Genomic DNA, 23,395 nt, shown 5'->3' on the forward strand with positions numbered 1-23,395 from the left:
AGAAGACGGGCATCGCACGGATCATTTTTAGCTCGTTGGCCGACACCGCGGCGGTAATGACTCAAGCGATAACCGTCCACGACGTAGACCTGATGACCCAACTCATGGGCCAACTCAACCGTGTCCAAGTGGTAAATGTTGGTGGCCTCGACGGCAATGCCACTTTTGGCGGGCAGCGTCTTGAGCCAGCGTTTGAGTGCTGCCCGATTATTGGGGATGGCTTGTGTGGTTTGCAGATCGGCGCGATAGACGAGCACCTCGGCCTTGGCCACATCAACACCCACGACCGTTTGCGAAGTAAGGATTGTCATGACGAATCCTCGGAGCTAGGGTTTAAGAGCTTGTTGGGGTCTACCGTTGCGCTGGCTTGTCTCTATCGTCGGCCTTGCCGATGAATTCCTTATTGGCGCTTTTGGGTAGAAGGGGTGGGACGAAGTCTCCCACGGTCTGTACTGGCTAGAGTCAGAATCGGGCTTTTAGTCCCACCCACCCCTTCAAGTCTAAACATACAAGCGGGCTTGCTCGCGAAGACGGTTTAACAGTCGCTGCAGGACTCAGCAATCGATCAGAACTTGTCCAGCGTCCGCGGATTGCTCTCGCGCACGACTTCTTTCGGCTTGTACGCGCAATACCCAGGCCGCGGACCGATTTTCGGGTGGTTGCGGCAAGTATCCGGGCGCTTTTCATAAATAGTGCACAAACGGCTCTTACGATCCAGATACAGGCAATCGTTGTTGCTCATGCGTTGGAGCGTGAAGATCTCGGACTTCTGGTTGTAGCGCTCGACAATCCCTTCCTTCTGCAAGCGCTTGGCGATGTTTTTGGGTGGATCGCCCAGTTCGAATTCGTCGACGATGCCGATGCGGATCAGGTCTTTGATCTTGACCTCGACCGGCAGCGTGCAGCAGCTGGACACGCACGAGCCGCACATCGGGGCGGAGTACTTGGCCCAGGTATCGAGACGGTCGATCTCCGCGGCGGCGATCAGGTTCGGCTTCATCATGTGGAATTACCAGCGTGCATCAGGGCGCGCGATCATACCGGGACTGGTGATTTTTTGAACGACCATTTGCCGGTTTTTTTATGGCTACACTGAATTTTTCGAGGGATCGGCATGGCATCTGCATCTTTTCAACGTGTATCGGCAAGGGGATAGGCTCGATTCAGGCGATTGAAAAAAACGCCGAACGAGTGCATTTATCTCATGTCAGACCGACTAGGCTCAGTCAATTTCATGCTCGTCCGAGGTCCTATCGATGACTCAAGAACCACTAGTTCGCGAAGCTGAAGTGGCCGCATTTCGCGACGCCGTATTGACCAAACTTACCTATGCAGTGGGCAAGGACCCGGATCACGCCTTTGACCATGACTGGTTTGAAGCCATTGCCTTGGCGGCGCGCGATCACATGGTCGAGCACTGGATGGACCACACGCGGCAGATCTACCGCAAAGGCCAGAAGCGCGTTTACTACCTCTCGCTGGAATTCCTCATCGGCCGCCTGCTCTACGACAGCCTGAGCAACCTTGGCCTGCTCGACGTGGCTCGTGAAGCGCTGACCGAGCTGGGCGTCGACCTTGAACGCATACGCCTGCTGGAGCCGGACGCCGCACTGGGTAACGGTGGCCTCGGTCGCCTGGCAGCGTGTTTCATGGAAAGCATGTCGACGCTCGGCATCGCCGGCCATGGCTACGGTATTCGTTATGAACACGGTTTGTTCCGTCAGGCGGTTGTCGATGGCTGGCAGCAGGAGCAAACAGAAAACTGGCTGGATTTCGGCAACCCCTGGGAATTCGAGCGGCCGGAAGTGGCTTACCCGATCGGCTTTGGTGGCAGCGTTGAAACCGTGAGCGATGAGAGCGGCAGGTCCAAGCAGGTCTGGACGCCAGCGGAAACCGTTCGAGCGATTGCTTACGACACGCCAGTCGTCGGCTGGCGTGGCGCTAGCGTCAACACCTTGCGCCTCTGGCGTGCACGCGCCATGGAGGACTTGCACCTGGAGCGTTTCAACGCCGGCGACCACTTGGGTGCGGTGGCTGAAGTGGCCCGCGCGGAAAGCATCTCCCGCGTGCTCTATCCCGCCGACAGCACCGAGGCCGGTCAGGAGCTGCGGCTGCGTCAGGAGTACTTCTTCGTCGCCGCGTCCTTGCAGGATCTGCTGCGCCGTCACCGCAATATGCACACCTCGGTGCTGACCCTGGGCGATCACGCGGCGATCCAGCTCAACGACACGCACCCCTCGATCGCCGTGGCCGAGTTGATGCGGCAACTGGTCGATGTGTACGACGTGGCGTGGGACGCGGCCTGGCAGATCACCGTCGATACGCTTTCCTACACCAACCACACACTCTTGCCCGAAGCGCTGGAAACCTGGCCAGTCGGTTTGATGGAGCGGATGCTGCCACGGCACATGCAGATCATCTATTTGATCAACGCCCATCACATCGATTCGCTGCGCGCCAAAGGCATGCATGACTTTGACGTATTGCGCGCGGTGTCGCTGATCGAGGAAGACAACGGTCGCCGGGTGCGCATGGGCAACTTGGCGTTTCTAGGTTCCCACAGTGTCAACGGCGTGTCCGCCCTGCACACCCAGCTGATGCGCAGCACGGTGTTTTCCGAGCTGCACAAGCTGTATCCAGAGCGAATCAACAACAAGACCAACGGCATTACGTTCCGCCGCTGGCTCTATCAGGCCAACCCGGAACTGACCTCGATGATGGTCGATGCACTGGGCCCGGATCTGTTGGATAACCCGGAACAGAAACTGATCGGCCTGGAGCCGTTTGCCGAGAAAGCGGCATTCCGCAACAAGTTCGCCGAGCAGCGCCTGCACAGTAAAAAAGCCTTGGCCTATCTGATTCATGAACGATTGGGGATCGCGGTCAATCCGGCGGCAATGTTCGACGTGCAGGTTAAACGGATTCACGAGTACAAGCGCCAGTTGCTCAACCTGATGCACACCGTGGCGCTGTATCAGGCGATCCGCGCCGAGCCGGAAGTCGATTGGGTGCCGCGGGTGAAGATCTTTGCCGGCAAAGCTGCCGCGAGTTATCACCAGGCCAAGCTGATCATCAAACTGACCAACGACATCGCCCGGGTGGTCAACAATGACCCGACGGTGCGCGGCTTGCTGAAAGTGGTGTTCTTGCCCAACTACAACGTCAGCCTGGCGGAAAGCATCATTCCGGCGGCCGACCTGTCGGAGCAGATATCCACGGCCGGTTTTGAGGCTTCCGGTACCAGTAACATGAAGTTCGGCCTCAACGGCGCGCTGACCATCGGCACCCTGGACGGTGCCAACGTGGAAATGAGCGAGCGCATTGGCGTCGAGCACATGTTCATTTTTGGCCTGACGGCTCAGCAGGTTGAGGCGCGCAAGCAGAATCACGAGTTCTATGCCGCACCGGACATCGCCGCCTCCCGTCGATTGGGGGATGTGCTGCAAGCGATTCGTGGCGGTGTGTTCTCGCCCGATGAGCCGTCGCGTTACACCGGGTTGATCGATTCGTTGATCGAATATGACCGCTTCCTGGTCTGCGCCGACTTCGATTCCTACTGGAATGCCCAGGTGCGGGTTGAAGAGCATTGGCACGACTCGAAGGAGTGGTGGCGCTCGGCGGTGCTCAACAGCGCGCGCATGGGCTGGTTCTCGTCCGACCGGACCATTCGCGAGTACGCCACGGATATCTGGAAAGCGCTGGAGTAACTTTTAGCAATAATTGCGAGCAAGGCCCCACGGTTGTGGGGCCGGATCGATATACTAAGCGTCAACTTCACCCCTGTGGGAGCGGGCTTGCTCGCGAAAGCGGACTGACATTCGACATCCGTGTTGAACGTTACGCCCTCTTCGCGAGCAAGCCCGCTCCCACAGTGGATTTGTGGTGCAGATACAATCTGCTCCCACACTGGATTCCGGGTGTCTGGTTACTAGACTGAGCCAGACGCTGTATCGCCCGGACTCGCCCGGCAATGGGCCGCTTAGGGATATCGACCATGCAATGGATGTTCATGCTGATAGGGATGGTGCTGGGCTGGGTGCTCGATGAGTCACTCAGCGATGCGCTGATTGGCGCGTTGATCGGCCTGGGTGCGGGGCAGGCGATTGTGCTCAGGCGCCTGAATTCACAAACGGACGAACAGCGTCGTCAACTGGAACAGGCGCAGGTTGCCCTCGACGTGGTCGAGCAGCGGCTGGCGTTACTGGAAACCCGTGGCGTCCAGGCAGCTCCGCCCCCCGAGTCGACAACGGCCAGCGAGCCGACTATTTCTCCTGATATCGTCTTTGACCAAGCGCCCGAGCCTGGCCCGGCGCCGTTGTCTGCCGCGCAGGAACTGGTTTGGGAATTGCCGCCCGAATTCGAACCGGTACACGCGAGCATCACACCTGAGCCTGCCGATCTCTGGGCCCCGCAACCCAGCGAACCACCACAACCGACCGAACCCCGAGGCCCGAATCTGTTCGAGCGCGGTATTGCCGCCGCACGCAATTGGCTGTTCGGTGGCAACACCGTACTGCGGGTCGGCGTGGTGCTGTTGTTCTTCGGTCTGGCGTTTTTGCTGCGCTACGCCACCGAAGGCATGGTGGTGCCAATTGAATTGCGTTACGCCGGGGTCGCTGCGGCCGCGTTGGCGTTGCTGGGCCTGGGTTGGTGGTTGCGCCTGCGCAACACCAACTACGCGTTGATCCTGCAGGGCACCGGCATCGCCGTGCTGTACCTGACGGTATTCGCCGCCATGCGCTTGCACCCTTTGCTCGACCCGTCGGCGGCGTTGGGCTTGCTGGTGGCGGTGACGATCTTCTCGGCGATTCTGGCGATCACCCAGGACTCGCTCGCGCTGGCCTGCGCGGCGGCATTGGGCGGGTTCGCCGCGCCGATCCTGACCTCCACCGGCGCCGGCAACCATGTCGCGCTGTTCAGCTACTTCGCCTTGCTCAACACCGGCATCCTCGCCATTGCCTGGTTCAAGGCCTGGCGGCCGCTGAACCTGATTGGCTTCGCCGGCACCTTCGGCATTGGCTTTGCCTGGGGCGTGCGTTCCTATACGCCGGAACTGCTGTGGAGCACCGAGCCGTTCCTGATCCTGTTCTTCCTCATGTACCTGGCGATCGGCTTGTTGTTCACCCGCCGCAAACTGCTCGAGATGACTGACGCGCCGGAAGATGACAGCCGTGACGCGCTGCTGCGCTGGTCGGCGCGCAAGGGCGACTACGTCGACGGCACGATGCTGTTCGGTCCGCCGCTGGTGGGCTTTGGTATGCAGTTCGCGCTGATTCATCATTTTGAGTTCGCTGCCGCGTTCAGCGCGCTGGCGTTGGGCATCGTGTACATGGGCCTGGCGCGTTTTCTCAGCGGAGGTCGAGCCCTGCTGCTGGCGGAAACCTGCCTGGCGCTGGGGGTGATTTTCGCCAGCCTGGCGATCCCGCTGGGTCTCGATGCGCGCTGGACGGCGGCCGCCTGGGCGGTGGAGGGCGCGGGAATCTTCTGGCTTGGCTTGCGTCAGCATCGGCCGTTGGCGCGGGCTTTTGCCTTGCTGTTGCAGCTGGGTTCGGCGCTGGCGTTCCTCAGCAAACTGAGCCTGGGCGACAGCAGTCTGCTCGATGGTTCAGCGCTTGGTGCGCTGATGCTCGGCGTGGCGTTGCTGTTCAGTTTCTACCACTTGCGCAACGCTTCCCCTGAGCAAACCTCGGCCTGGGAACGCAAGGGCTTGCCGGTGTTGGCCTGTGCAGGACTGACGTTCCTTTATCTGTTGGCGCCGTTGTCCTTCTTCACCCACGGTACTGCGATCAGTTGGGCGCTGGCCGGTTTGGTGACGTTGTTTGTCGGCTTGCGCCTGCAATCGCGGACCTTCCTGTTTACGGCGTTTGGGGTGCAACTGCTGGGCGGTGTGTTGTTCCTGCTGCGGCTGCAAGGTGCCAGTGGTGAGGCAGCAGCGGTGTTCAGCGCGGGCTGGAGCGGTTTGCTCACTGCATCGTTGATTGGCCTGGCGTTGATCGGCGGAATGCTGTTCGCCGCTCGCGACGACATGGTGCGCAGTGACGCACGATTGCTGCGTGGGTTGTCGGTGGTGTTGCTGGCCGGGTTGGTGCTGATCAATCTGGCGGTGCTGTTTGTGTTGCCGTGGCAAACGGCGAGCGCGGTGTGGGCGGCCAGCGGTCTGTTGATCATCTGGCTGAGCCTGTACTTGCAGCAGCGGGTGAGTTTTGTCTTTGGCTTGTTGTTGCAGGTGATCGGCGGCGCGGCGTTCCTGATCGCGGGGCCCGAACTGCTCGGGCCGCTCGCCAGCGAAGGTCTGCGGCCACTGGGCCACAGCGGTTTCTGGACGCCGATGGTGCTCGGGCTGGCGGCGATGGTCGGTGCCTGGCGCTTGCAGCTTGGCAATCATGCCAGTGCGTTCGATGCCTTGAGTTTGCAGCGCTTGTCCGAGTTGCTGCTGGTGTGGGGCGCCGCCTGGTGGGCGCTGGCGCTGATCAGCGAAGTGCTGCGGTTTGCACCGCTGAACCTGCAAGCCACGCTGTTGCTGGGCCTCGCAGCGCTGAGCGTCGCAGTGTGGACGTTGTTGTCCCGACGACTGCAATGGCCGGCACTGGGCGTTCTCTGCACGTTGCTGATTCCAGCGGCGGCGCTGGTATTGGTCGCGGCCTGGCATTCGCGTTATAACCCTGCAGCGAATTTCGGCTGGCTGGCGTGGGCGATGGTGTTCGGGGTGCATGTCGTCTCGTTGCGGCGCTTGGCGCCGATGCTCCCCGCGCGAGTATTGAGCGTTGCTCATGTGGCGGGTTGCTGGCTGTTGATCGGCGTGTTGGCGCTGGAGCTGCGTTACGGCTTGCTGGTGTTGTCCGAGCAGTACAACGCCTGGCGCTGGCTGGGTTGGGCGATCTTGCCGAGCCTGTATCTGGTGCTGATGGCCGCACCGCGCGCCTGGCCGTGGCCGGTGTCGGCGTATGCCCGCGAGTACCGCGTGTACGCCGCGCTACCGCTGGCGCTGTTGATGCTCGGCTGGTTCTGGCTGGCGAACATTGCCAGCGACGGCACCGCCGAACCGTTGCCTTATCTGCCGTTGCTCAACCCGTTGGACATCGGCCTGCTGTTTGCCTTGTTCGGCGTTTATATGTGGTCGCGCAGTGCGGTCAGCCAATTGGCGATTCGTGCCGATTACGCCGAGGGTGCCACGCAAGTGGTGGCCGGAGTCTCGCTGTTTGCCTTCTTCACCGCGCTGGTGATGCGCAGCGCTCACCATTGGGCTGGCGTGCCGTATGAGTTGGATGCGTTGCTGGAGTCGATGTTGGTGCAGGCGGGCTTGTCGATCGTCTGGACCCTGATTGCCCTGAGCCTGATGATCGGCGGGCATTTGCGCCATCGTCGGGAAGTCTGGCTGGTCGGCGCGGCGTTGATTGCGCTGGTGGTCGCCAAACTGGTCTTTGTCGAACTGAGTAACCGCGGCGGTCTGGCGCGGATCGTGTCGTTTATCGGCGTGGGCGTGTTGCTGCTGGTAGTGGGCTATTTCGCACCGCTGCCACCCAAACGCGCCGAACCAACGCCCGGGCCTGAGAAACCGGCCAATGAATCTGAAGGAGTGTCGTCTTGAATCGGAAGTGGTCGCTGGGCGTTGTTGGACTCTGTGTGGCGTTGTCGGCCACGGCTCAGGAAGCACCGGCAGACTTCACTACGCAGGTGCCGTTGAGCCTGAGCGGCGAAGGGCCGTGGTATCGCCTCGAGTTGCCGCTGGCGGTGCAATTGAATGCGCGCCAGACCGATCTCAGCGACGTGCGGGTATTCAACGCAGCCGGTGAAGTGCAGGCCTATTCGCTGGCGCGGGAACAGGCGCAGAGTCGCGAAAGTCTGGTGGTGAATAACGTCAAGTGGTTCCCGATTTACGACTCGGCCTCTGCTAGCGAGGCGGTGCCGAGCGTGCGCGTGCAGTCGAATGCCAGCGGCACGTTGGTGGAGGTCCAGCCATCGAACCCGCTCAAGGCTGGCGAAGAAGTACTGCGCGGCTGGTTGCTGGATGCCAGTGCGATCAAGGCGCCGTTGCAGCAGTTGATCCTTGACTGGAGTAGAGAACGCGACGGTTTCCAGCGTTTCAGCATCGAAGCCAGTGATGATTTGCAGCATTGGCAGCCGTGGGGCGAAGGTCAGGTAGCGCGGCTGTCGTTTGCCGACGAACGCGTCGAACAGCATGACGTCGATTTGCCGGGGCAGAGCGCGCGTTATCTGCGCTTGCTGTGGAAAACCCCGCAAGCGGCGCCCGCGCTGACCTCGGCGCAACTGCAAAGCACCAGTTCCAGCTACCTGCCGCAGCCGTTGGTCTGGTCCGAGCCGTTGGCCGGCAGCAGCACCAGGGCCGGCGAATACACCTGGCAATTGCCGATGGGTTTGAGCGTGGAGCGCTTGCAGGTCGAGTTGAGCCAGGCCAACAGCCTGGCGCCGGTGACCCTGTCGGGACGTCGCGAAAGCAGTTTGCCGTGGCAGCCCTTGAGCAGCGGTTTGCTCTATCGGCTGACGCAAAATGGTCAGGACGTGGTGCAGAACCAATTGCAGCTGCCTGGCCATGTGGTGCAGCAGTTGAAACTGACCGTCGATGAGCGCGGCGGCGGCTTGGGCGCACAGGCTCCGACAGTGCGCTATGCCGTGCGCTCGACCCAAGTGGTGTTCCTCGCTCGCGGGGTGGGGCCGTACACACTGGCGCTGGGTAGCGCGACGGTTAAAGCGGCGAGTTTGCCGCTGTCGACGCTGATTCCCGATTACAGTCCCAAGCGTCTGGCAACGTTAGGCCAGGCCAAGGTCGATGGTGCGGCGGTGGTGACTTCGCCGGCGGCAGCAGTGGTGCCGATTGTCCCGGGCATGAACTGGAAGAAGATCGGCTTGTGGGCGGTGCTCTTGCTAGGAGTGGCAGGCTTGGCAGGGATGGCGTTCAGTTTGCTGCGCAAACCACCAGTGAAATCCTAGGGCTGGCGCTGCGCACCAGATCGCGAGCAAGCTTTGCTCCTACAGGATTTACGCCGCTCTTGTAGGAGCAAGGCTTGCCCGCGATGGCGTCCTTGAAACCGCCAAAAATATTGAAACTGGCACCAATCTCGCGGGCACACGCGTCCGGTTTCGAACTACGCTCAACCTCGCGCATGAACTCTATTCAGTGAATCTCGTCTGATAAGAGGAATTGCGCACCGACTCGCGTTAAACTGCGCGGGTTTTTAGCCCCCATTCCTTCGGAGCCTTCCATGTCCCGCGTTACCTTGAGTCGCTATCTGATTGAGCAGACCCGTAGCAACAACACTCCTGCCGATCTGCGCTTTCTGATCGAAGTAGTGGCGCGTGCTTGCAAGGAAATCAGCCACGCCGTTTCCAAAGGCGCCCTGGGCGGCGTTCTGGGCAGCATGGGCACTGAAAACGTGCAAGGCGAAGTCCAGAAGAAACTCGACGTGATCTCCAACGAGATCCTGCTCGAAGCCAACGAATGGGGCGGTCACCTGGCCGGCATGGCGTCCGAAGAAATGGACAATGCCTACCAGATCCCGGGCAAATACCCGAAAGGCGCGTACCTGCTGGTTTTCGACCCACTGGATGGTTCGTCGAACATCGATATCAACGCGCCGGTCGGTACGATCTTCTCGGTGCTGCGTTGCCCTAACGAGTACCTGAGCCAGAACGAACCCTTGAACGAAAAGGCGTTCCTGCAGCCAGGCACCCAACAGGTAGCCGCCGGTTATGCCATCTACGGCCCGCAAACCATGCTGGTGCTGACCCTCGGTGATGGCGTGAAAGGTTTTACCCTGGACCGTGAAATGGGCAGCTTCGTACTGACTCACGAAGACATCAAGATCCCGTCCTCCACTCAGGAATTCGCGATCAACATGTCCAACCAGCGTCACTGGGAAGCGCCGGTACAGCGCTACGTGAGCGAGTTGCTGGCAGGTGAAACCGGTCCGCTGAAAAAGAACTACAACATGCGCTGGGTCGCCGCGATGGTGGCCGACGTGCACCGCATCCTGACCCGTGGTGGCCTGTTCATGTACCCACGTGACAGCCGCGAGCCGTCCAAGCCGGGCAAACTGCGTTTGATGTACGAAGCCAACCCGATGTCGTTCCTGGTTGAACAGGCCGGCGGCGCGTCCACTGACGGTCACCAGCGCATTCTCGACATCCAGCCTGAAGGCCTGCACCAGCGTGTAGCGGTGTTCCTGGGGTCGAAAGAAGAAGTCGAACGCGCCACGGCTTACCACAAGGAATAAACCATGACCGCGCCCTGGCAGCCGTTGCTCGAATGGTGGTTCGGTTCAGCCGACGATCCCAACGAAGTGGCGGCGCAGAAGGGCACGTTATGGTTCGGTAAGCGTGACAGCCAGGACCTCGAAGCGCGCAGGCGTTTCGGGGATCTGGTGGAACAGGCACTGGCCGGCGGATTGACCGAGTGGACGCAATGTCCCGAAGGTTGGCTGGCCCTGGTGTTATTGCTTGATCAGTTACCGCGGATGATCTTTCGCGAAACCCCCAAATCCTTTGCCGGCGACTTGAGAGCCCAGGCTCTGGTAGCGCAAGGCATTGCCGCAGATCTCGATCGGCAACTGCGGCCTATCCAGCGGGTGTTCATCTACCTGGTGTTCGAGCATTGCGAGCATCTGGCGGTGCAGAACCAAGCCATCTCACGCTTTGCCGACTTGCTGGCTGAGCAACCCGAGGCGGATCGTGCGGTGTTTGCCGATAACCTCGATTACGCCGAACGGCATCAGAAAATCATTGCAAGGTTTGGACGCTTTCCCCATCGCAATGCGATTCTTGGGCGGGAAAGTACGCCTGAAGAGATGGTATTTTTGAGTGGGCCCGGCGCACGGTTTTAACTACGGCATTGATCTCATGTGTTCACTTGCAGAAGTCGTTTCATCAACAGTGTCGGCAGATTTTTTCGTGTGTCGGCAATGATGTGGATGTAGACAGTCTTTTCCCTGACTTCATAAATGACCCGGTTCATCCCTGACAGGACTTGCCGATACTGGCTGATATTGAGTCTCTTGATTTCTTCCGGGATTGAGCCTGCATAAGGCTGTGTCGCCAAATGACGGATGGCTGCCTTCAAAGTGGCATAGGTGTTTTGCCATGTGTGGGCAGAGAACTGTTGGGTAAGGTAGCTGCGGAGCTCTTTGAGGTCTGTTTCTGCGGACTGAAGAATGACGACATTGAAGCTCATTGATGCTCGGCCTCGTCAAGCTCTGCGAAGACGTCCTCCGCACCCCGGAATTTTCCTTCCTCAATTTCACGATTGCCCATTGCCAGTAGCTTGAGAAGGGCCATTGTGTCTTCTTGCTCTTCGAAGCTTTTCACATCCATGACCACCAGTTTTGCTTCACCGTTTTGGGTGATAACCAAGGGTTCACGGCTTTCGGTGATCGTCTTGACGATTTCGGCAGTATGGCTTTTCAGGTAGCTGATGGGTTTGATTTGAGAGGAAAGCTTCATAAGATTGATCTCCTTCTGGTGAGCAGGACTGAGTTTAGTCTGAATTCAGTCCTGCGTCAGATTCACCAGACGGGCGCACTCAAAGTGCGCCGTTTGGTTTTAGATCCTGAAACTACCCACCAACTGCTTCAACCGCGCCGCTTGCTGCTCAAGATCGGCACAGGCGCGCAAGGTCGATTGCAGGTTTTCCACGCCTTCCTGGTTCAGGGTGTTGATCTCGGTGATGTCGACGTTGATCGATTCGACCACGGCGGTTTGCTCTTCGGTGGCGGTGGCCACCGACTGGTTCATGCCGTCGATTTCGCCGATGCGCTGGGTCACGCTGCCCAGGCGCTCACCGGCCTGGTTGGCGATGCCGACGCTGCTTTCGCTCTGGCGCTGACTGTCGGTCATGATGGCGACCGCCTCACGGGCGCCGACTTGCAGCTCTTCAATCATCTTCTGCACTTGCTGCGCCGAGTCCTGGGTGCGATGCGCGAGGTTGCGCACTTCGTCGGCAACCACGGCGAAACCACGCCCGGCTTCACCCGCGCGCGCCGCTTCGATCGCGGCGTTGAGGGCCAGCAGGTTGGTCTGCTGCGAGATGCTGGTGATGACTTCGAGAATCTGCCCGATGTTCACCGTGTTGCTGTTGAGCGTTTCGATGTTGCCGCACGAGTCGCTGATTTTGGCTGACAGTTGCTGCATCGCCGCGATGGTTTTATCCACCACTTGCTGACCCTCTTCAGCCAGGCTGCGGGCATCGCTGGAATGTTGCGAGGCGAGGGCGGCGTTCTGGGCGATTTCCTCGGCGGCGGCGCCCAGCTGGTTGATCGCCGCGGCCACGCTGCTGGTGCGCGAGGCTTGCTGGTCGGAATTGAACATCGACGAGTTGGAAGCGCTGACGACACGCAGGGCGACTTCGTTGACCTGGCCGGTGGCCGACGACACTTCGCGGATCGAGGTATGAATACGCTCTACAAAACGGTTGAACGAGGTGCCCAGCGCCCCGAATTCGTCCTGGCCATGAATGGTCAGGCGTTTGGTCAGGTCGCCTTCGCCTTCGGCGATGTCATGCATGGCACGGCCCATGGTCAGCAACGGCTGCATCAGGACGCGGATCAGCATGCCGAGCAACGCGATGATGATCACCACGGCAATCACCATGGCGATGATCGCCGAGGTGCGGAACTCACTGAGCATCGAGAATGCGGTGTTCTGGTCGAGCACCAGGGCCACGTACCAGTCAGCCGACGGCACGCCGTTGACGTGGGTGAACGAGATGAACTGCGTCTTGCCGTCCACCTCGACTTCCTTCATGCCGGGGCTGACCTTCGGCGCACCCGCGGGATAAGCCTCGGTGAGGCTTTTGAGCACCAGTTTGCTGTCCGGGTGAATGAGGATCTTGCCCTCGCTGCTGACGATGAATGCGTGGCCGTGGCCGCCGAAGTTCAGCGAGTTGATGATGGTGCTGATGCTGCTCAGGTCGATGTCCGCACCGGCCACGCCGATCATCTGGTTCTGATGCTGCACCGGGGTAGCGACGGTGATCACCAGCTTGCCCGACGAGGCGGCGATGTACGGTTCGGTAACGATGGTCTGCTGTGCACTGTTGGCGGCTTTGTACCAGCCACGGGCACGAGGGTCGTAGTCCGCCGCGCGATTACCGGCCGGCACCGAGAACATCACGCCGTCGGCACCGCCGAAGTAGCTCAACTGAAAGTTGCTGGTGTACGCCGGCAGGCCGACCGCGCGTTTCAGGTTGTCCAGCGCCGGACCGTCGACGGCCACTTGCTGGGCCAGCGATTGCAGCAACTGGATGCGGCTTTCCAGCCAGGTCTGGATGTTGCTGGTGGTCAGGCTGCCGAGTTCTTGCATCGAGGACTCGGTGCTATTGCGCAGGGTTTGGCGCTGACGGTAGTCGTTGAACAGAATGAAACAGGCGAACGCTACCGCGACCACAAGGGCAGCGGCGAGCAGGATCTTGTGGCTGAACTTCATGTTTCTGGTCATTAAAGGCGCTACCGCGGGAGGACTGATCAACGAGGAGCGTCAAATTGCCACAGGGCAGCCTTGGCGCTGCTTCTATGTCGACAGGGAAGCGCCAAAGATTAGGCGGGTTTGACGAAAACCGACGAAATACCGATCAGCGCAAAAAAATGCCTGATTTTGGTGCGAAATGTCGATTTTACCCTTCAAGAAATACCCGGTACGGGTGGGAACCAGAAGGGGGTTTTCTCTTCTAAGCTTCTGGTTGGCAGCCATGCCTCCCCCTCTTTACCAGGAGTTACACCATGTCGCTGCGATCTATCGCCTTGTTGTCTTTTTGCGTGCTGTTGGCTGCGTGCAGCAAGATCAACCAGGAAAACTATTCGAAACTGTCGACGGGCATGCCCAAGGCCGAGGTCGAAGCCTTGTTGGGTAAACCTGCCGATTGTTCAGGCGCGTTGGGCATGTCCAGCTGTACCTGGGGCGACAAGAACAGCTTTATCAGCGTGCAGTACGCCGGTGACAAAGTGCTGATGTTTTCCGGGCAAGGCCTGAAGTAAACCGGGGCCAAACGCCCTCGGGAGAAAAATAATGATGCGGTTAGTAATAGTTCTTTTGGCCGGTCTGTTGTTGGCCGGCTGCGCCACTTCTGGCGATGATGCGCTCGCGCCGAAAACGGTCAATAGCGTCAACCTCAAGCGTTACCAGGGTAAATGGTACGAGTTGGCGCGCATGCCGATGTACTTCCAGCGTAACTGCGCGCAATCCGAAGCCCATTACACCCTCAAGACCGATGGCGACATGGAAGTGTTGAACCGTTGCCTGACCCCAGAGTGGAAATGGGAAGAGGCCAAGGGCACGGCAACGCCGCAGATTCCCGGCAAGAACGACAAGCTGTGGGTGAATTTCGATAACTGGTTTACCCGGTTGTTGCCAGGCATGAGCAAGGGTAATTACTGGGTGCTGTATGTCAGCGATGACTACCAGACCGCGATAGTCGGTAGCCCCAATCGGCGCAACCTGTGGCTGCTGTCACGCAAGCCGGAAGTCAACGCCGATACTCGTGAGGAGCTGCTGAGCAGGGCGCGTCAGCAGGGTTACGACACCACACGCCTGATCTGGCGGGTGTCGGACACCAAAATGGCCCAGACCTCGAAATAAGCGGCGTGCGGTTGGACTCCGTGGCGAGGGAGCTTGCTCCCGCTCGGCTGCGCAGCAGTCGTCACTCAGCTGATGAGATCTTTCTGAAAGAGCTCAATTGCTGATTTGGGGTCGCTTCGCAACCCAGCGCGAGCAAGCTCCCTCGCCACAGAAGCGGTGATCAGCCCAACAGCTCGCGCAGCACTTGGGTGAACGCGCGGTTACTGTCTTCTTCGCCAGCGTGATGCCCGTCGCGTACCACCCACTTGCCATTCACCAGCACGTCACGCACCTGGCGGTCGCCACCAGCAAACAGCCAACGGTTCAGAATCCCGTCGCCACTGGCGGTTGCCAGGTAAGGGTCGTTGCCGTCGAGCACCAGCCAGTCAGCGCGTTTGCCGACTTCCAATGCGCCAATCGGCTGGCCCAGCGCCTGTGCGCCACCGTCGAGTGCGGCGTCGTATAGGGTGCGCCCGACCATCGGCTGATCGGCGCCATACAAGCGGTTACGTCGCTGATCGCGCAGGCGCTGGCCGTATTCCAGCCAGCGCAGTTCTTCCACCACACTCAGCGACACATGGCTGTCGGAGCCAATGCCCATGCGCCCGCCTTGGGCGAGGAAGTCCACGGCCGGGAAAATCCCGTCGCCCAGGTTAGCTTCCGTGGTCAGGCACAGGCCGGCGATGGCGCGACTCTTGGCCATCAGGCTGACTTCTTCCGGGTTGGCGTGGGTCGCGTGGACCAGGCACCAGCGCTGATCGACGTCGGTATTTTCATACAGCCATTGCAGCGGACGGCGACCACTCCAGGTCAGGCAGTCGTCGACTTCCTTTTGTTGCTCGGCGATGTGGATGTGCACCGGGCAGTGCTTGTCGCTGGCTGCCAGCACTTCGCTGATTTGCTGCGGGGTCACGGCACGCAACGAGTGGAAGCACAGGCCCAGTTGTTGCGCCGGTTGCTGCGCCAGCAGCGGCTGCAAGCGGGCTTGTAGCTTCAGGTAGTTTTCAGTGCTGTTGATGAAGCGTCGCTGGCCTTCATTGGGTGCCAGGCCACCGAAACCGGAGTGGCTGTAGAGCACGGGTAGCAAGGTCAGGCCGATGCCGGAAGCGCTGGCGGCCTGACTGATTTGCAACGACAGCTCGGCCGGGTCCGCGTACGGATGACCAGTGTGGTCGTGGTGCACGTAATGAAATTCGGCGACCGAGGTGTAACCGGCCTTGAGCATTTCGATGTAGAGCTGACGGGCGATGATCCCGAGTTGTTCCGGACTGATTTTTCCGACGAGGCGATACATCAGATCGCGCCAGGTCCAGAAACTGTCGTTCGGATTGCCCGCTACTTCGGCCAGTCCGGCCATCGCCCGCTGGAAGGCGTGGGAGTGCAGATTCGGCATGCCCGGCAGCAGCGGACCGCTCAGCCGTTCGGCGCCTTCAGCGCTGGCATCGGCCTGGATGTGGGTCAGCAGGCCATTGGCACTGACCTCAAGACGTACATTGTTGGCCCATCCACTAGGCAAAAGCGCGCGTTCGGCAAAGAAGGCGGACATGGTTCAGTACCCCATCGTGTGTTATTTGTATATACATATACAGACGTTTGCCTGCTCGGTAAACTCCGGCAAGCTAGCGACTTTCATCAACGAACAAGGATTTCCTGTGCCGACTCCGCCTGTAGTTTCACCGCTGAGTGCCAATCTGGGCGACAGTCCGGCGCCCTTGTACGCTCGCGTCAAACAGATGATCACCCAGCAAATCGACAGTGGAAACTGGCCGCCGCATTACCGCGTGCCGTCGGAAAGCGAGCTGGTCAGTCAGTTGGGTTTCAGCCGCATGACCATCAATCGCGCCCTGCGCGAGATGACGGCTGACGGCCTGTTGGTGCGCATGCAGGGCGTCGGCACCTTTGTCGCTGAACCCAAGAGCCAGTCCGCGCTGTTCGAAGTGCATAACATTGCTGACGAAATCGCCTCCCGTGGCCATCGCCACACGTGCAAGGTGATTACTCTGGAAGAAGAGGCCGCCGGTTCCGAGCGCGCCCTGGCACTGGACATGCGTGAAGGCCAAAAGGTCTTCCACTCGCTGATCGTGCATTTCGAGAACGATATTCCCGTGCAAATCGAGGACCGTTTCGTCAATGCCCTGGTCGCGCCGGAATACCTCAAGCAAGACTTCACCCTGCAAACGCCTTATGCCTATCTGAATCAGGTCGCGCCATTGACCGAAGGCGAGCACGTGGTCGAGGCGATTCTTGCCGAGCCTTCCGAATGCAAATTGCTGCAGATCGAAAAAGGCGAGCCATGCCTGCTGATCCGTCGTCGGACCTGGTCCGGACGTCAACCAGTGACGGCCGCTCGTCTGATTCATCCCGGTTCCCGCCATCGTCTGGAAGGGCGGTTCCACAAATAAAGAGCCATCAATAAAGAGACATAAATGGGCCAGTTGAACGTTTTGCGCGCGGCCAATTATCCGCGCATGCCGTGGAAAAACGGCGGCGGCAGCACCGAAGAAATCACCCGCGATGCAGGCACCGGCCTGGATGGCTTTGGCTGGCGCCTGTCGATTGCCGATATCGGTGAGTCGGGCGGGTTCTCGACCTTTGCAGGTTATGAGCGGGTCATCACCGTGCTGCAGGGTGAAGGCATGACCTTGACGGTCGACGGCCAGAACACGCGGCCCCTGTTACCACTGGACCCGTTTGCGTTCAGTGGCGAAAGCCATGTTTCCTGCACCCTGCTTGGCGGTGCGATCCGCGACTTCAACCTGATTTATGCGCCAAATCGCTACCAGGCGCGGTTGCAGTGGCTGAAGGGCGAGCAACGGTTTTTCAGTTCTGCCGGAACGCTGCTGGTTTTCAGCGTGGCTGATGCGCTTGAAGTTCGAATCAATGGCAGTGCGGCCCAAGTGCTGGGTCGTCATGATTGTCTGCAACTGGGCGGTAACACTGGGCTGCTGGATGTTTCCGCCAACGGCCAATGCTGCGTGATTGAACTGACAGCACACTAAGCTCCCTATTCCGGGAGCTTTTCTGTGGTGAGGGGGCTTGCCCCCGCTGGGTGGCGAAGCCGCCCCAATGGCTGCATACCCACCCTGTCCCCTGTATTGAATCTCTGATTCTGCGACTGCTACGCCCGAGCGCGGACCGGTCGACGGGGGCAAGCTCCCTCGCCACAAAAAACAACCTCCAGCGTTTCCCTGTGCGCACCAGTTTGTTACCGAACGCCCCAGCGTGGCGCAAAACCGCGCTCAGGTAACAACTGTCACTCCTCGAAAAAATCCTTCCCCAAAAAATATCGACAGCCACAAAACCCTTGTCCCAAGGGCTTTTCAGCCAGGTTCAGCGCTTTGTTGAAGCGCCATCCAGAAAGTTGGCCGCTTGATTGCATATGCTTGTATGTACAAGTAAAGACGTATGCGTATGAGTCACGAAGACTCGACCATCGTCCACTGATTCGCCGGTGTGCACCATCTGCACATTGGCTTGCTCGCCCACTGCCTGGGCTGGTTTGGATTGATTGCTGAGGAGCTTTTTTCGTGACTGACAATACCCAGAAACCGACCCCCGTTACTTTTACTAAGCACCGTGACGTTGAAATCCGTGCTGCTCGCGGCAACAAGCTGACCGCCAAAAGCTGGCTGACCGAAGCGCCGCTGCGCATGTTGATGAACAACCTCGACCCGGAAGTTGCCGAGAACCCTAAAGAACTGGTGGTTTACGGCGGTATCGGCCGCGCGGCGCGTAACTGGGAATGCTACGACAAGATCGTCGAGAGCCTGACCAACCTGAATGACGACGAGACCCTGCTGGTGCAATCCGGCAAGCCGGTCGGCGTCTTCAAGACTCACAGCAACGCCCCACGCGTACTGATCGCCAACTCCAACCTGGTACCACACTGGGCGAGCTGGGAGCACTTCAACGAACTCGACGCCAAAGGCCTGGCCATGTACGGCCAGATGACCGCCGGCAGCTGGATCTACATCGGCAGCCAGGGCATCGTTCAAGGCACCTACGAAACCTTCGTTGAAGCCGGTCGCCAGCACTACAACGACAACCTCACCGGTCGCTGGGTCCTGACCGCCGGTCTGGGCGGCATGGGCGGCGCTCAACCACTGGCTGCAACTCTGGCCGGCGCGTGCTCGCTGAACATCGAATGCCAACAAGTGAGCATCGATTTCCGCCTGAAAAGCCGTTACGTCGACGAGCAAGCCAAAGACCTCGACGACGCACTGGCGCGCATCGCCAAATACACCAAAGAAGGCAAAGCGATTTCCATCGCCCTGCTGGGTAACGCGGCAGAAATCCTGCCGGAATTGGTCCGTCGCGGTGTGCGTCCGGACATGGTCACCGACCAGACCAGCGCCCACGATCCGCTCAACGGTTACCTGCCAGCCGGTTGGACCTGGGAAGAGTACCGTGCTCGCGCCAAGACCGAGCCGGCAGCTGTGATCAAAGCCGCCAAGCAATCGATGGCCGTGCACGTCAAAGCGATGCTCGACTTCCAGAAGCAAGGCATCCCGACGTTCGACTACGGCAACAACATCCGTCAGATGGCGCAAGAAGAAGGCGTCGAGAACGCATTCGACTTCCCGGGCTTCGTGCCGGCCTACATCCGCCCGCTGTTCTGCCGCGGTATCGGTCCGTTCCGTTGGGCTGCACTGTCGGGTAATGCTGAAGACATCTACAAAACCGACGCCAAGGTCAAAGAGCTGATCCCGGACGACGCCCACCTGCACAACTGGCTGGACATGGCGCGCGAGCGCATCAGCTTCCAGGGTCTGCCGGCGCGTATCTGCTGGGTGGGCCTGGGTCTGCGCGCCAAGCTGGGCCTTGCGTTCAACGAAATGGTCCGCAGCGGCGAGCTGTCGGCACCGATCGTGATCGGCCGCGACCACCTGGACTCCGGTTCGGTGTCGAGCCCTAACCGCGAAACCGAATCCATGCAGGACGGTTCCGATGCCGTGTCCGACTGGCCACTGCTCAACGCTCTGCTGAACACCGCGAGCGGCGCGACCTGGGTTTCTCTGCACCACGGCGGCGGCGTCGGCATGGGCTTCTCCCAGCACTCGGGCATGGTGATTGTCTGCGACGGTACTGACGAAGCGGCCGAGCGTATCGCTCGCGTACTGCACAACGACCCGGCCACCGGCGTTATGCGTCACGCCGATGCCGGTTACCAGATCGCTATCGACTGTGCCAAGGAGCAGGGCCTGAACCTGCCGATGATCACTGGTAAATAAAAAACGGGCCTCGGCCTGATGCGAACCTGTAGGAGCAAAGCTTGCTCGCGATGAACGATGACGCGGTGTGTCAGGTACATCGCCATCGCGAGCAAGCTCAGCTCCTACAGGGACAGATTGAATTCCACGAACAATCCACAGAGGTTGACCCATGGCTAATGATGATCGTGCACGCAGTAAGCCGTTGATCGAGAAACGTTCGATCGACTACATCCCGGAAGCGGAAAGACACGGTCGTCTATTGAGTCAGTTCACCCTGTGGTTGGGTGCCAACCTGCAAATCACCGCGATTGTGACGGGTGCATTGGCGGTGGTACTGGGCGGGGATGTGTTCTGGTCGTTGATCGGTTTGCTGATCGGCCAATTGCTCGGCGGTGGCGTCATGGCGCTGCACGCCGCACAAGGTCCGCAACTCGGCTTGCCGCAAATGATCTCCAGCCGCGTGCAGTTTGGCGTGTATGGGGCGGTGATTCCGCTGGTGCTGGTGTGCCTGATGTACATCGGCTTCTCGGCCAGCGGATCCTTGCTGGCAGGGCAGGCTGTTGCGCAGTTGCTGCACGTCGAAGACTGGGTCGGTATCACGCTGTTCGCCGGCTCGATCATGGTCTTCACCATCTTCGGCTATCGGGTGATCCACGGCATAGGCCGGGTCGCCAGTGTGCTGGGCGTGGTGGCGTTCATCTACCTGTTCTACAAACTGCTGGCCGGTAACGACATCGGCGCATTGCTGGGCAACAAGCACTTCTCGGTGGCGAGTTTCCTGTTGGCGGTGTCGCTGTCGGCGTCCTGGCAGATCGCGTTCGGCCCTTATGTGGCGGACTACTCGCGTTACCTGCCGCGCAGCACCTCGGCGTCGAAAACCTTCTGGGCCGTCGGCCTGGGTTCGGTGATCGGTGCACAGGCGTCGATGGTCTTCGGCGTGTTCGCCGCAGCCCTGGCCGGTTCGCAGTTTGCTCACCACGAGGTGTCGTTCATCGTCAGCCTTGGCGGTACCGGGATTGTCGCGGCGCTGCTGTACTTCGCCGTGGCTTTCGGCAAAGTCACTGTGACCACGTTGAACGCCTACGGCAGCTTCATGTCGATCGCGACAATCATCAGTGGCTTCCGTGGCAGCCGCCACATTGGAAGCGGTGTACGCCTGTTGTACATCTTCATCATGGTGTCGCTTGCCGCTGCTCTGGCATTGCTTGGCAAGGACTCGTTCCTCAAGGAATTCTCCGCGTTCATCCTGTTCCTGCTGGCGTTCTTCACGCCGTGGAGCGCGATTAACCTGGTGGACTTCTACTGCATCACCAAAGAACGCTATGACATTCCGGCACTGTCCAATCCCGAGGGTCGCTACGGTCGCTGGAACATCATGGGCATCAGCATTTACGTGTTCGGCGTGTTGATTCAAATGCCGTTCATTTCCACCCACTTCTACACTGGCCCTCTGGTCGCAAGCCTCGGTGATACCGACATCTCGTGGATCATCGGTCTGGTGGTTCCGGCGGCGATGTACTACTTCGCAGCCAAGAAGTGGCATAGCGCAGTACCTGATCGGCTGATACTGCCGGCAGAGCAGGACGAGGCTGTAAAAGTGAAAACAAGCGGGGCGGATCGCGTTGCAGCAATCTGACTGGACGAAACTGGCGAAGATCTTCGTGAAGGCACATCCTGAGATCTGGCAGTTGCGGGTCACCACCGACACTGCCAGGAAAATCAACGCGGAACTGTAGGCAGATACCTCCCGGCTAACCGAGAGGCTGGCCGGGACGTTCGCTACATCCACTTGATTGAGAGTCTCTTATGTTTCCCGAAAGCTTCACCTTTTCCATCGCCGACCGGGTCAACGTTTGGGTTGATTCGCTGGTCGTCAACTACGGGGATGTGTTCCGCCATATCTCCGACACCTTGCTCTGGGCCATCGTCAACCTCGAAGGCCTGCTGCGTGCGGCGCCGTGGTGGTTGATGCTGGTGATCGTTGCCGGCATCGCCTGGCACGCGACCCGCAAGTTGGTGACGACGGCGGTGATCGTTGGTTTGCTGTTCCTGGTGGGCGCTGTCGGCCTCTGGGACAAGCTCATGCAAACGTTGGCACTGATGCTGGTGGCGACGGTTATTTCGGTGTTGATCGGCATTCCGTTGGGCATTTTGTCGGCACGCAGCAATCGCCTGCGTTCAGTGTTGATGCCGCTGCTCGACATCATGCAGACCATGCCCAGCTTCGTGTACCTGATCCCGGTGCTGATGCTGTTCGGTCTGGGCAAGGTCCCGGCGATTTTCGCCACCGTGATCTACGCCGTACCGCCGCTGATTCGCCTGACCGATCTGGGCATTCGCCAGGTCGATCGCGAAGTCATGGAAGCGATCAATGCCTTTGGTGCCAACCGCTGGCAGCAACTGTTCGGCGTGCAACTGCCGCTGGCGCTGCCGAGCATCATGGCCGGGATCAACCAGACCACCATGATGGCCCTGTCGATGGTGGTGATCGCCTCGATGATCGGTGCGCGTGGCCTGGGTGAAGACGTGCTGGTGGGGATCCAGACCCTTAATGTCGGACGCGGTCTTGAAGCCGGTCTGGCGATTGTGATTCTGGCGGTGGTCATTGACCGCATTACCCAGGCCTACGGTCGTCCACGGCATGAGGTGAACCAATGAGCAATGCCGCGAAGATCGAAGTCAAAAACGTTTTCAAGATTTTCGGTGACCGTTCGGCCGATGCGCTGAACATGATCCGACAGAACAAGAGCAAGGATCAGGTACTGGCCGAGACCGGCTGCGTGATCGGCGTGAATGATCTGTCACTGAGCATCGCTACTGGCGAGATATTCGTGATCATGGGCCTGTCGGGTTCCGGCAAGTCGACACTGGTGCGGCACATAAACCGCCTGATCGACCCGACCAGCGGCGTGATCCTGGTGGATGGCGTGGACATCCTGCAATACGACATGGAAGCCCTGCGCGAATTTCGTCGGCACAAGATCAGCATGGTGTTCCAGAGCTTCGGCCTGTTGCCCCACAAGAGCGTACTGGACAACGTCGCCTACGGTTTGAAAGTGCGCGGTGAAAGCAGGCAAGTGTGCGCAGAGCGCGCGCAGCACTGGATCAACACCGTGGGCCTTCAAGGCTACGAAAACAAATACCCGCATCAGCTGTCTGGCGGTATGCGTCAGCGTGTGGGCCTGGCTCGCGCCTTGGCGGCGGACACCGACATCATCCTGATGGATGAAGCCTTCAGTGCCCTTGACCCGCTGATCCGCGCCGAGATGCAGGACCAGTTGCTCGAACTGCAACAGACGCTGCACAAGACCATCGTGTTCATCACCCATGACCTCGATGAAGCCGTGCGCATTGGCAACCGGATTGCGATTCTCAAGGATGGGCAGTTGATCCAGGTCGGCACGCCGAAAGAGATCCTTCACTCGCCGGCCGATGAATACGTCGACCGGTTTGTCCAGCGGCGTGCGGCGGTGGTTTAGGAGAGATGCCATGTTCCAGGCTGAATTGATTTTGAAAGACCCGATACTGCTGTAAACCGCGTTACCCAAGTTGTACTGATTTCTACAAAAGCCAGCGCGCCAAGGCGCCACCCCCTCAAGAAGCGGGCGGCGACGGACAAC

The 23,395-nt window shown here is 59.6% G+C and carries 19 protein-coding genes and 1 pseudogene; 13 read left to right on the plus strand and 7 right to left on the minus strand.

Annotated features, from left to right (window positions below; translation table 11 throughout):
* A partial coding sequence (locus tag AC3WK5_RS04335; protein WP_492574139.1) for an IS110 family transposase occupies window positions 1-311 on the minus strand: 311 nt, incomplete at its 3' end.
* Window positions 312-565: 254 nt separating this feature from the next.
* Complete coding sequence (locus AC3WK5_RS04340; RefSeq protein ID WP_019691319.1) at window positions 566-1,003, minus strand: YkgJ family cysteine cluster protein; 438 nt, start codon at window positions 1,001-1,003, stop codon at window positions 566-568.
* Between the two features lie 253 nt (window positions 1,004-1,256).
* On the opposite strand from AC3WK5_RS04340, the gene AC3WK5_RS04345 reads away from it, so the two are divergent.
* The 5 genes from AC3WK5_RS04345 (at window position 1,257) to AC3WK5_RS04365 (ending at window position 10,838) form a co-directional block, all read left to right on the plus strand.
* Entirely contained in the window at window positions 1,257-3,707 is a 2,451-nt protein-coding gene (locus tag AC3WK5_RS04345) for a glycogen/starch/alpha-glucan phosphorylase (protein WP_103320412.1), read from the plus strand.
* 287 nt (window positions 3,708-3,994) lie between these two features.
* Window positions 3,995-7,588 carry a DUF2339 domain-containing protein gene (locus AC3WK5_RS04350; protein ID WP_103320414.1) on the plus strand — a complete coding sequence of 1,198 codons (3,594 nt, stop codon included), beginning with the start codon at window positions 3,995-3,997 and terminating at the stop codon, window positions 7,586-7,588.
* Window positions 7,585-8,949: a DUF3999 domain-containing protein gene (locus AC3WK5_RS04355; RefSeq protein ID WP_103320416.1), complete on the plus strand. Its 1,365-nt coding sequence runs from the start codon at window positions 7,585-7,587 to the stop codon at window positions 8,947-8,949. The genes AC3WK5_RS04350 and AC3WK5_RS04355 overlap by 4 nt, the downstream gene beginning before the upstream one ends.
* A 272-nt stretch (window positions 8,950-9,221) precedes the next feature.
* Window positions 9,222-10,232 carry a class 1 fructose-bisphosphatase gene (locus tag AC3WK5_RS04360; protein ID WP_103320418.1) on the plus strand — a complete coding sequence of 337 codons (1,011 nt, stop codon included), beginning with the start codon at window positions 9,222-9,224 and terminating at the stop codon, window positions 10,230-10,232.
* Window positions 10,233-10,235: 3 nt separating this feature from the next.
* On the plus strand, window positions 10,236-10,838 hold the full coding sequence (locus tag AC3WK5_RS04365; protein ID WP_103320420.1) for a DUF924 family protein: 603 nt from the start codon (window positions 10,236-10,238) through the stop codon (window positions 10,836-10,838).
* Between the two features lie 14 nt (window positions 10,839-10,852).
* Here the strand turns inward: AC3WK5_RS04365 and AC3WK5_RS04370 are convergent, their stop codons facing one another.
* The 4 genes and pseudogenes from AC3WK5_RS04370 to AC3WK5_RS04385 all read right to left on the minus strand — a co-directional run.
* Entirely contained in the window at window positions 10,853-11,185 is a 333-nt protein-coding gene (locus AC3WK5_RS04370) for a type II toxin-antitoxin system RelE/ParE family toxin (RefSeq protein WP_103320421.1), read from the minus strand.
* Window positions 11,182-11,454, minus strand: a complete 273-nt coding sequence (locus AC3WK5_RS04375; protein ID WP_103320423.1) for a type II toxin-antitoxin system Phd/YefM family antitoxin — start codon at window positions 11,452-11,454, stop codon at window positions 11,182-11,184. The genes AC3WK5_RS04370 and AC3WK5_RS04375 overlap by 4 nt, the downstream gene beginning before the upstream one ends.
* A gap of 99 nt (window positions 11,455-11,553) precedes the next feature.
* Window positions 11,554-12,318, minus strand: coding sequence for a methyl-accepting chemotaxis protein (locus AC3WK5_RS04380; protein ID WP_492574143.1), 765 nt, complete (start codon window positions 12,316-12,318; stop codon window positions 11,554-11,556).
* A gap of 93 nt (window positions 12,319-12,411) precedes the next feature.
* Window positions 12,412-13,446: pseudogene (locus tag AC3WK5_RS04385) on the minus strand (HAMP domain-containing protein); the annotation flags it as partial.
* 281 nt (window positions 13,447-13,727) lie between these two features.
* Between AC3WK5_RS04385 and AC3WK5_RS04390 the strand changes: the two are divergent.
* On the plus strand, window positions 13,728-13,982 hold the full coding sequence (locus AC3WK5_RS04390) for a hypothetical protein (protein WP_054595181.1): 255 nt from the start codon (window positions 13,728-13,730) through the stop codon (window positions 13,980-13,982).
* 31 nt (window positions 13,983-14,013) lie between these two features.
* Window positions 14,014-14,583, plus strand: coding sequence for a lipocalin family protein (locus AC3WK5_RS04395; RefSeq protein WP_054595182.1), 570 nt, complete (start codon window positions 14,014-14,016; stop codon window positions 14,581-14,583).
* Window positions 14,584-14,743: 160 nt separating this feature from the next.
* On the opposite strand, the gene AC3WK5_RS04400 is transcribed toward AC3WK5_RS04395, so the two are convergent.
* Window positions 14,744-16,108 carry a formimidoylglutamate deiminase gene (locus AC3WK5_RS04400; RefSeq protein WP_103317047.1) on the minus strand — a complete coding sequence of 455 codons (1,365 nt, stop codon included), beginning with the start codon at window positions 16,106-16,108 and terminating at the stop codon, window positions 14,744-14,746.
* A 187-nt stretch (window positions 16,109-16,295) separates the two neighbouring features.
* Between AC3WK5_RS04400 and hutC the strand changes: the two genes are divergently transcribed.
* From hutC to AC3WK5_RS04430, 6 genes are all read left to right on the plus strand, one after another.
* On the plus strand, window positions 16,296-16,964 hold the full coding sequence (hutC, locus tag AC3WK5_RS04405) for a histidine utilization transcriptional repressor HutC (protein WP_232252242.1): 669 nt from the start codon (window positions 16,296-16,298) through the stop codon (window positions 16,962-16,964).
* A gap of 24 nt (window positions 16,965-16,988) precedes the next feature.
* Window positions 16,989-17,561, plus strand: a complete 573-nt coding sequence (locus AC3WK5_RS04410) for a HutD/Ves family protein (protein ID WP_103317049.1) — start codon at window positions 16,989-16,991, stop codon at window positions 17,559-17,561.
* Window positions 17,562-18,089: 528 nt separating this feature from the next.
* Complete coding sequence (gene hutU / locus AC3WK5_RS04415; protein WP_103317051.1) at window positions 18,090-19,793, plus strand: urocanate hydratase; 1,704 nt, start codon at window positions 18,090-18,092, stop codon at window positions 19,791-19,793.
* A gap of 151 nt (window positions 19,794-19,944) precedes the next feature.
* Window positions 19,945-21,411, plus strand: coding sequence for a purine-cytosine permease family protein (locus AC3WK5_RS04420; RefSeq protein ID WP_103317053.1), 1,467 nt, complete (start codon window positions 19,945-19,947; stop codon window positions 21,409-21,411).
* A 170-nt stretch (window positions 21,412-21,581) separates the two neighbouring features.
* Window positions 21,582-22,433 (plus strand): ABC transporter permease, encoded by an 852-nt coding sequence (locus AC3WK5_RS04425; protein ID WP_103317055.1) that lies wholly within the window; start codon window positions 21,582-21,584, stop codon window positions 22,431-22,433.
* Window positions 22,430-23,254 carry a quaternary amine ABC transporter ATP-binding protein gene (locus AC3WK5_RS04430; protein ID WP_103317057.1) on the plus strand — a complete coding sequence of 275 codons (825 nt, stop codon included), beginning with the start codon at window positions 22,430-22,432 and terminating at the stop codon, window positions 23,252-23,254. The genes AC3WK5_RS04425 and AC3WK5_RS04430 overlap by 4 nt, the downstream gene beginning before the upstream one ends.
* Window positions 23,255-23,395: the final 141 nt, after the last annotated feature.

It is taken from the genome of Pseudomonas sp. FW306-02-D09B (assembly GCF_058782685.1).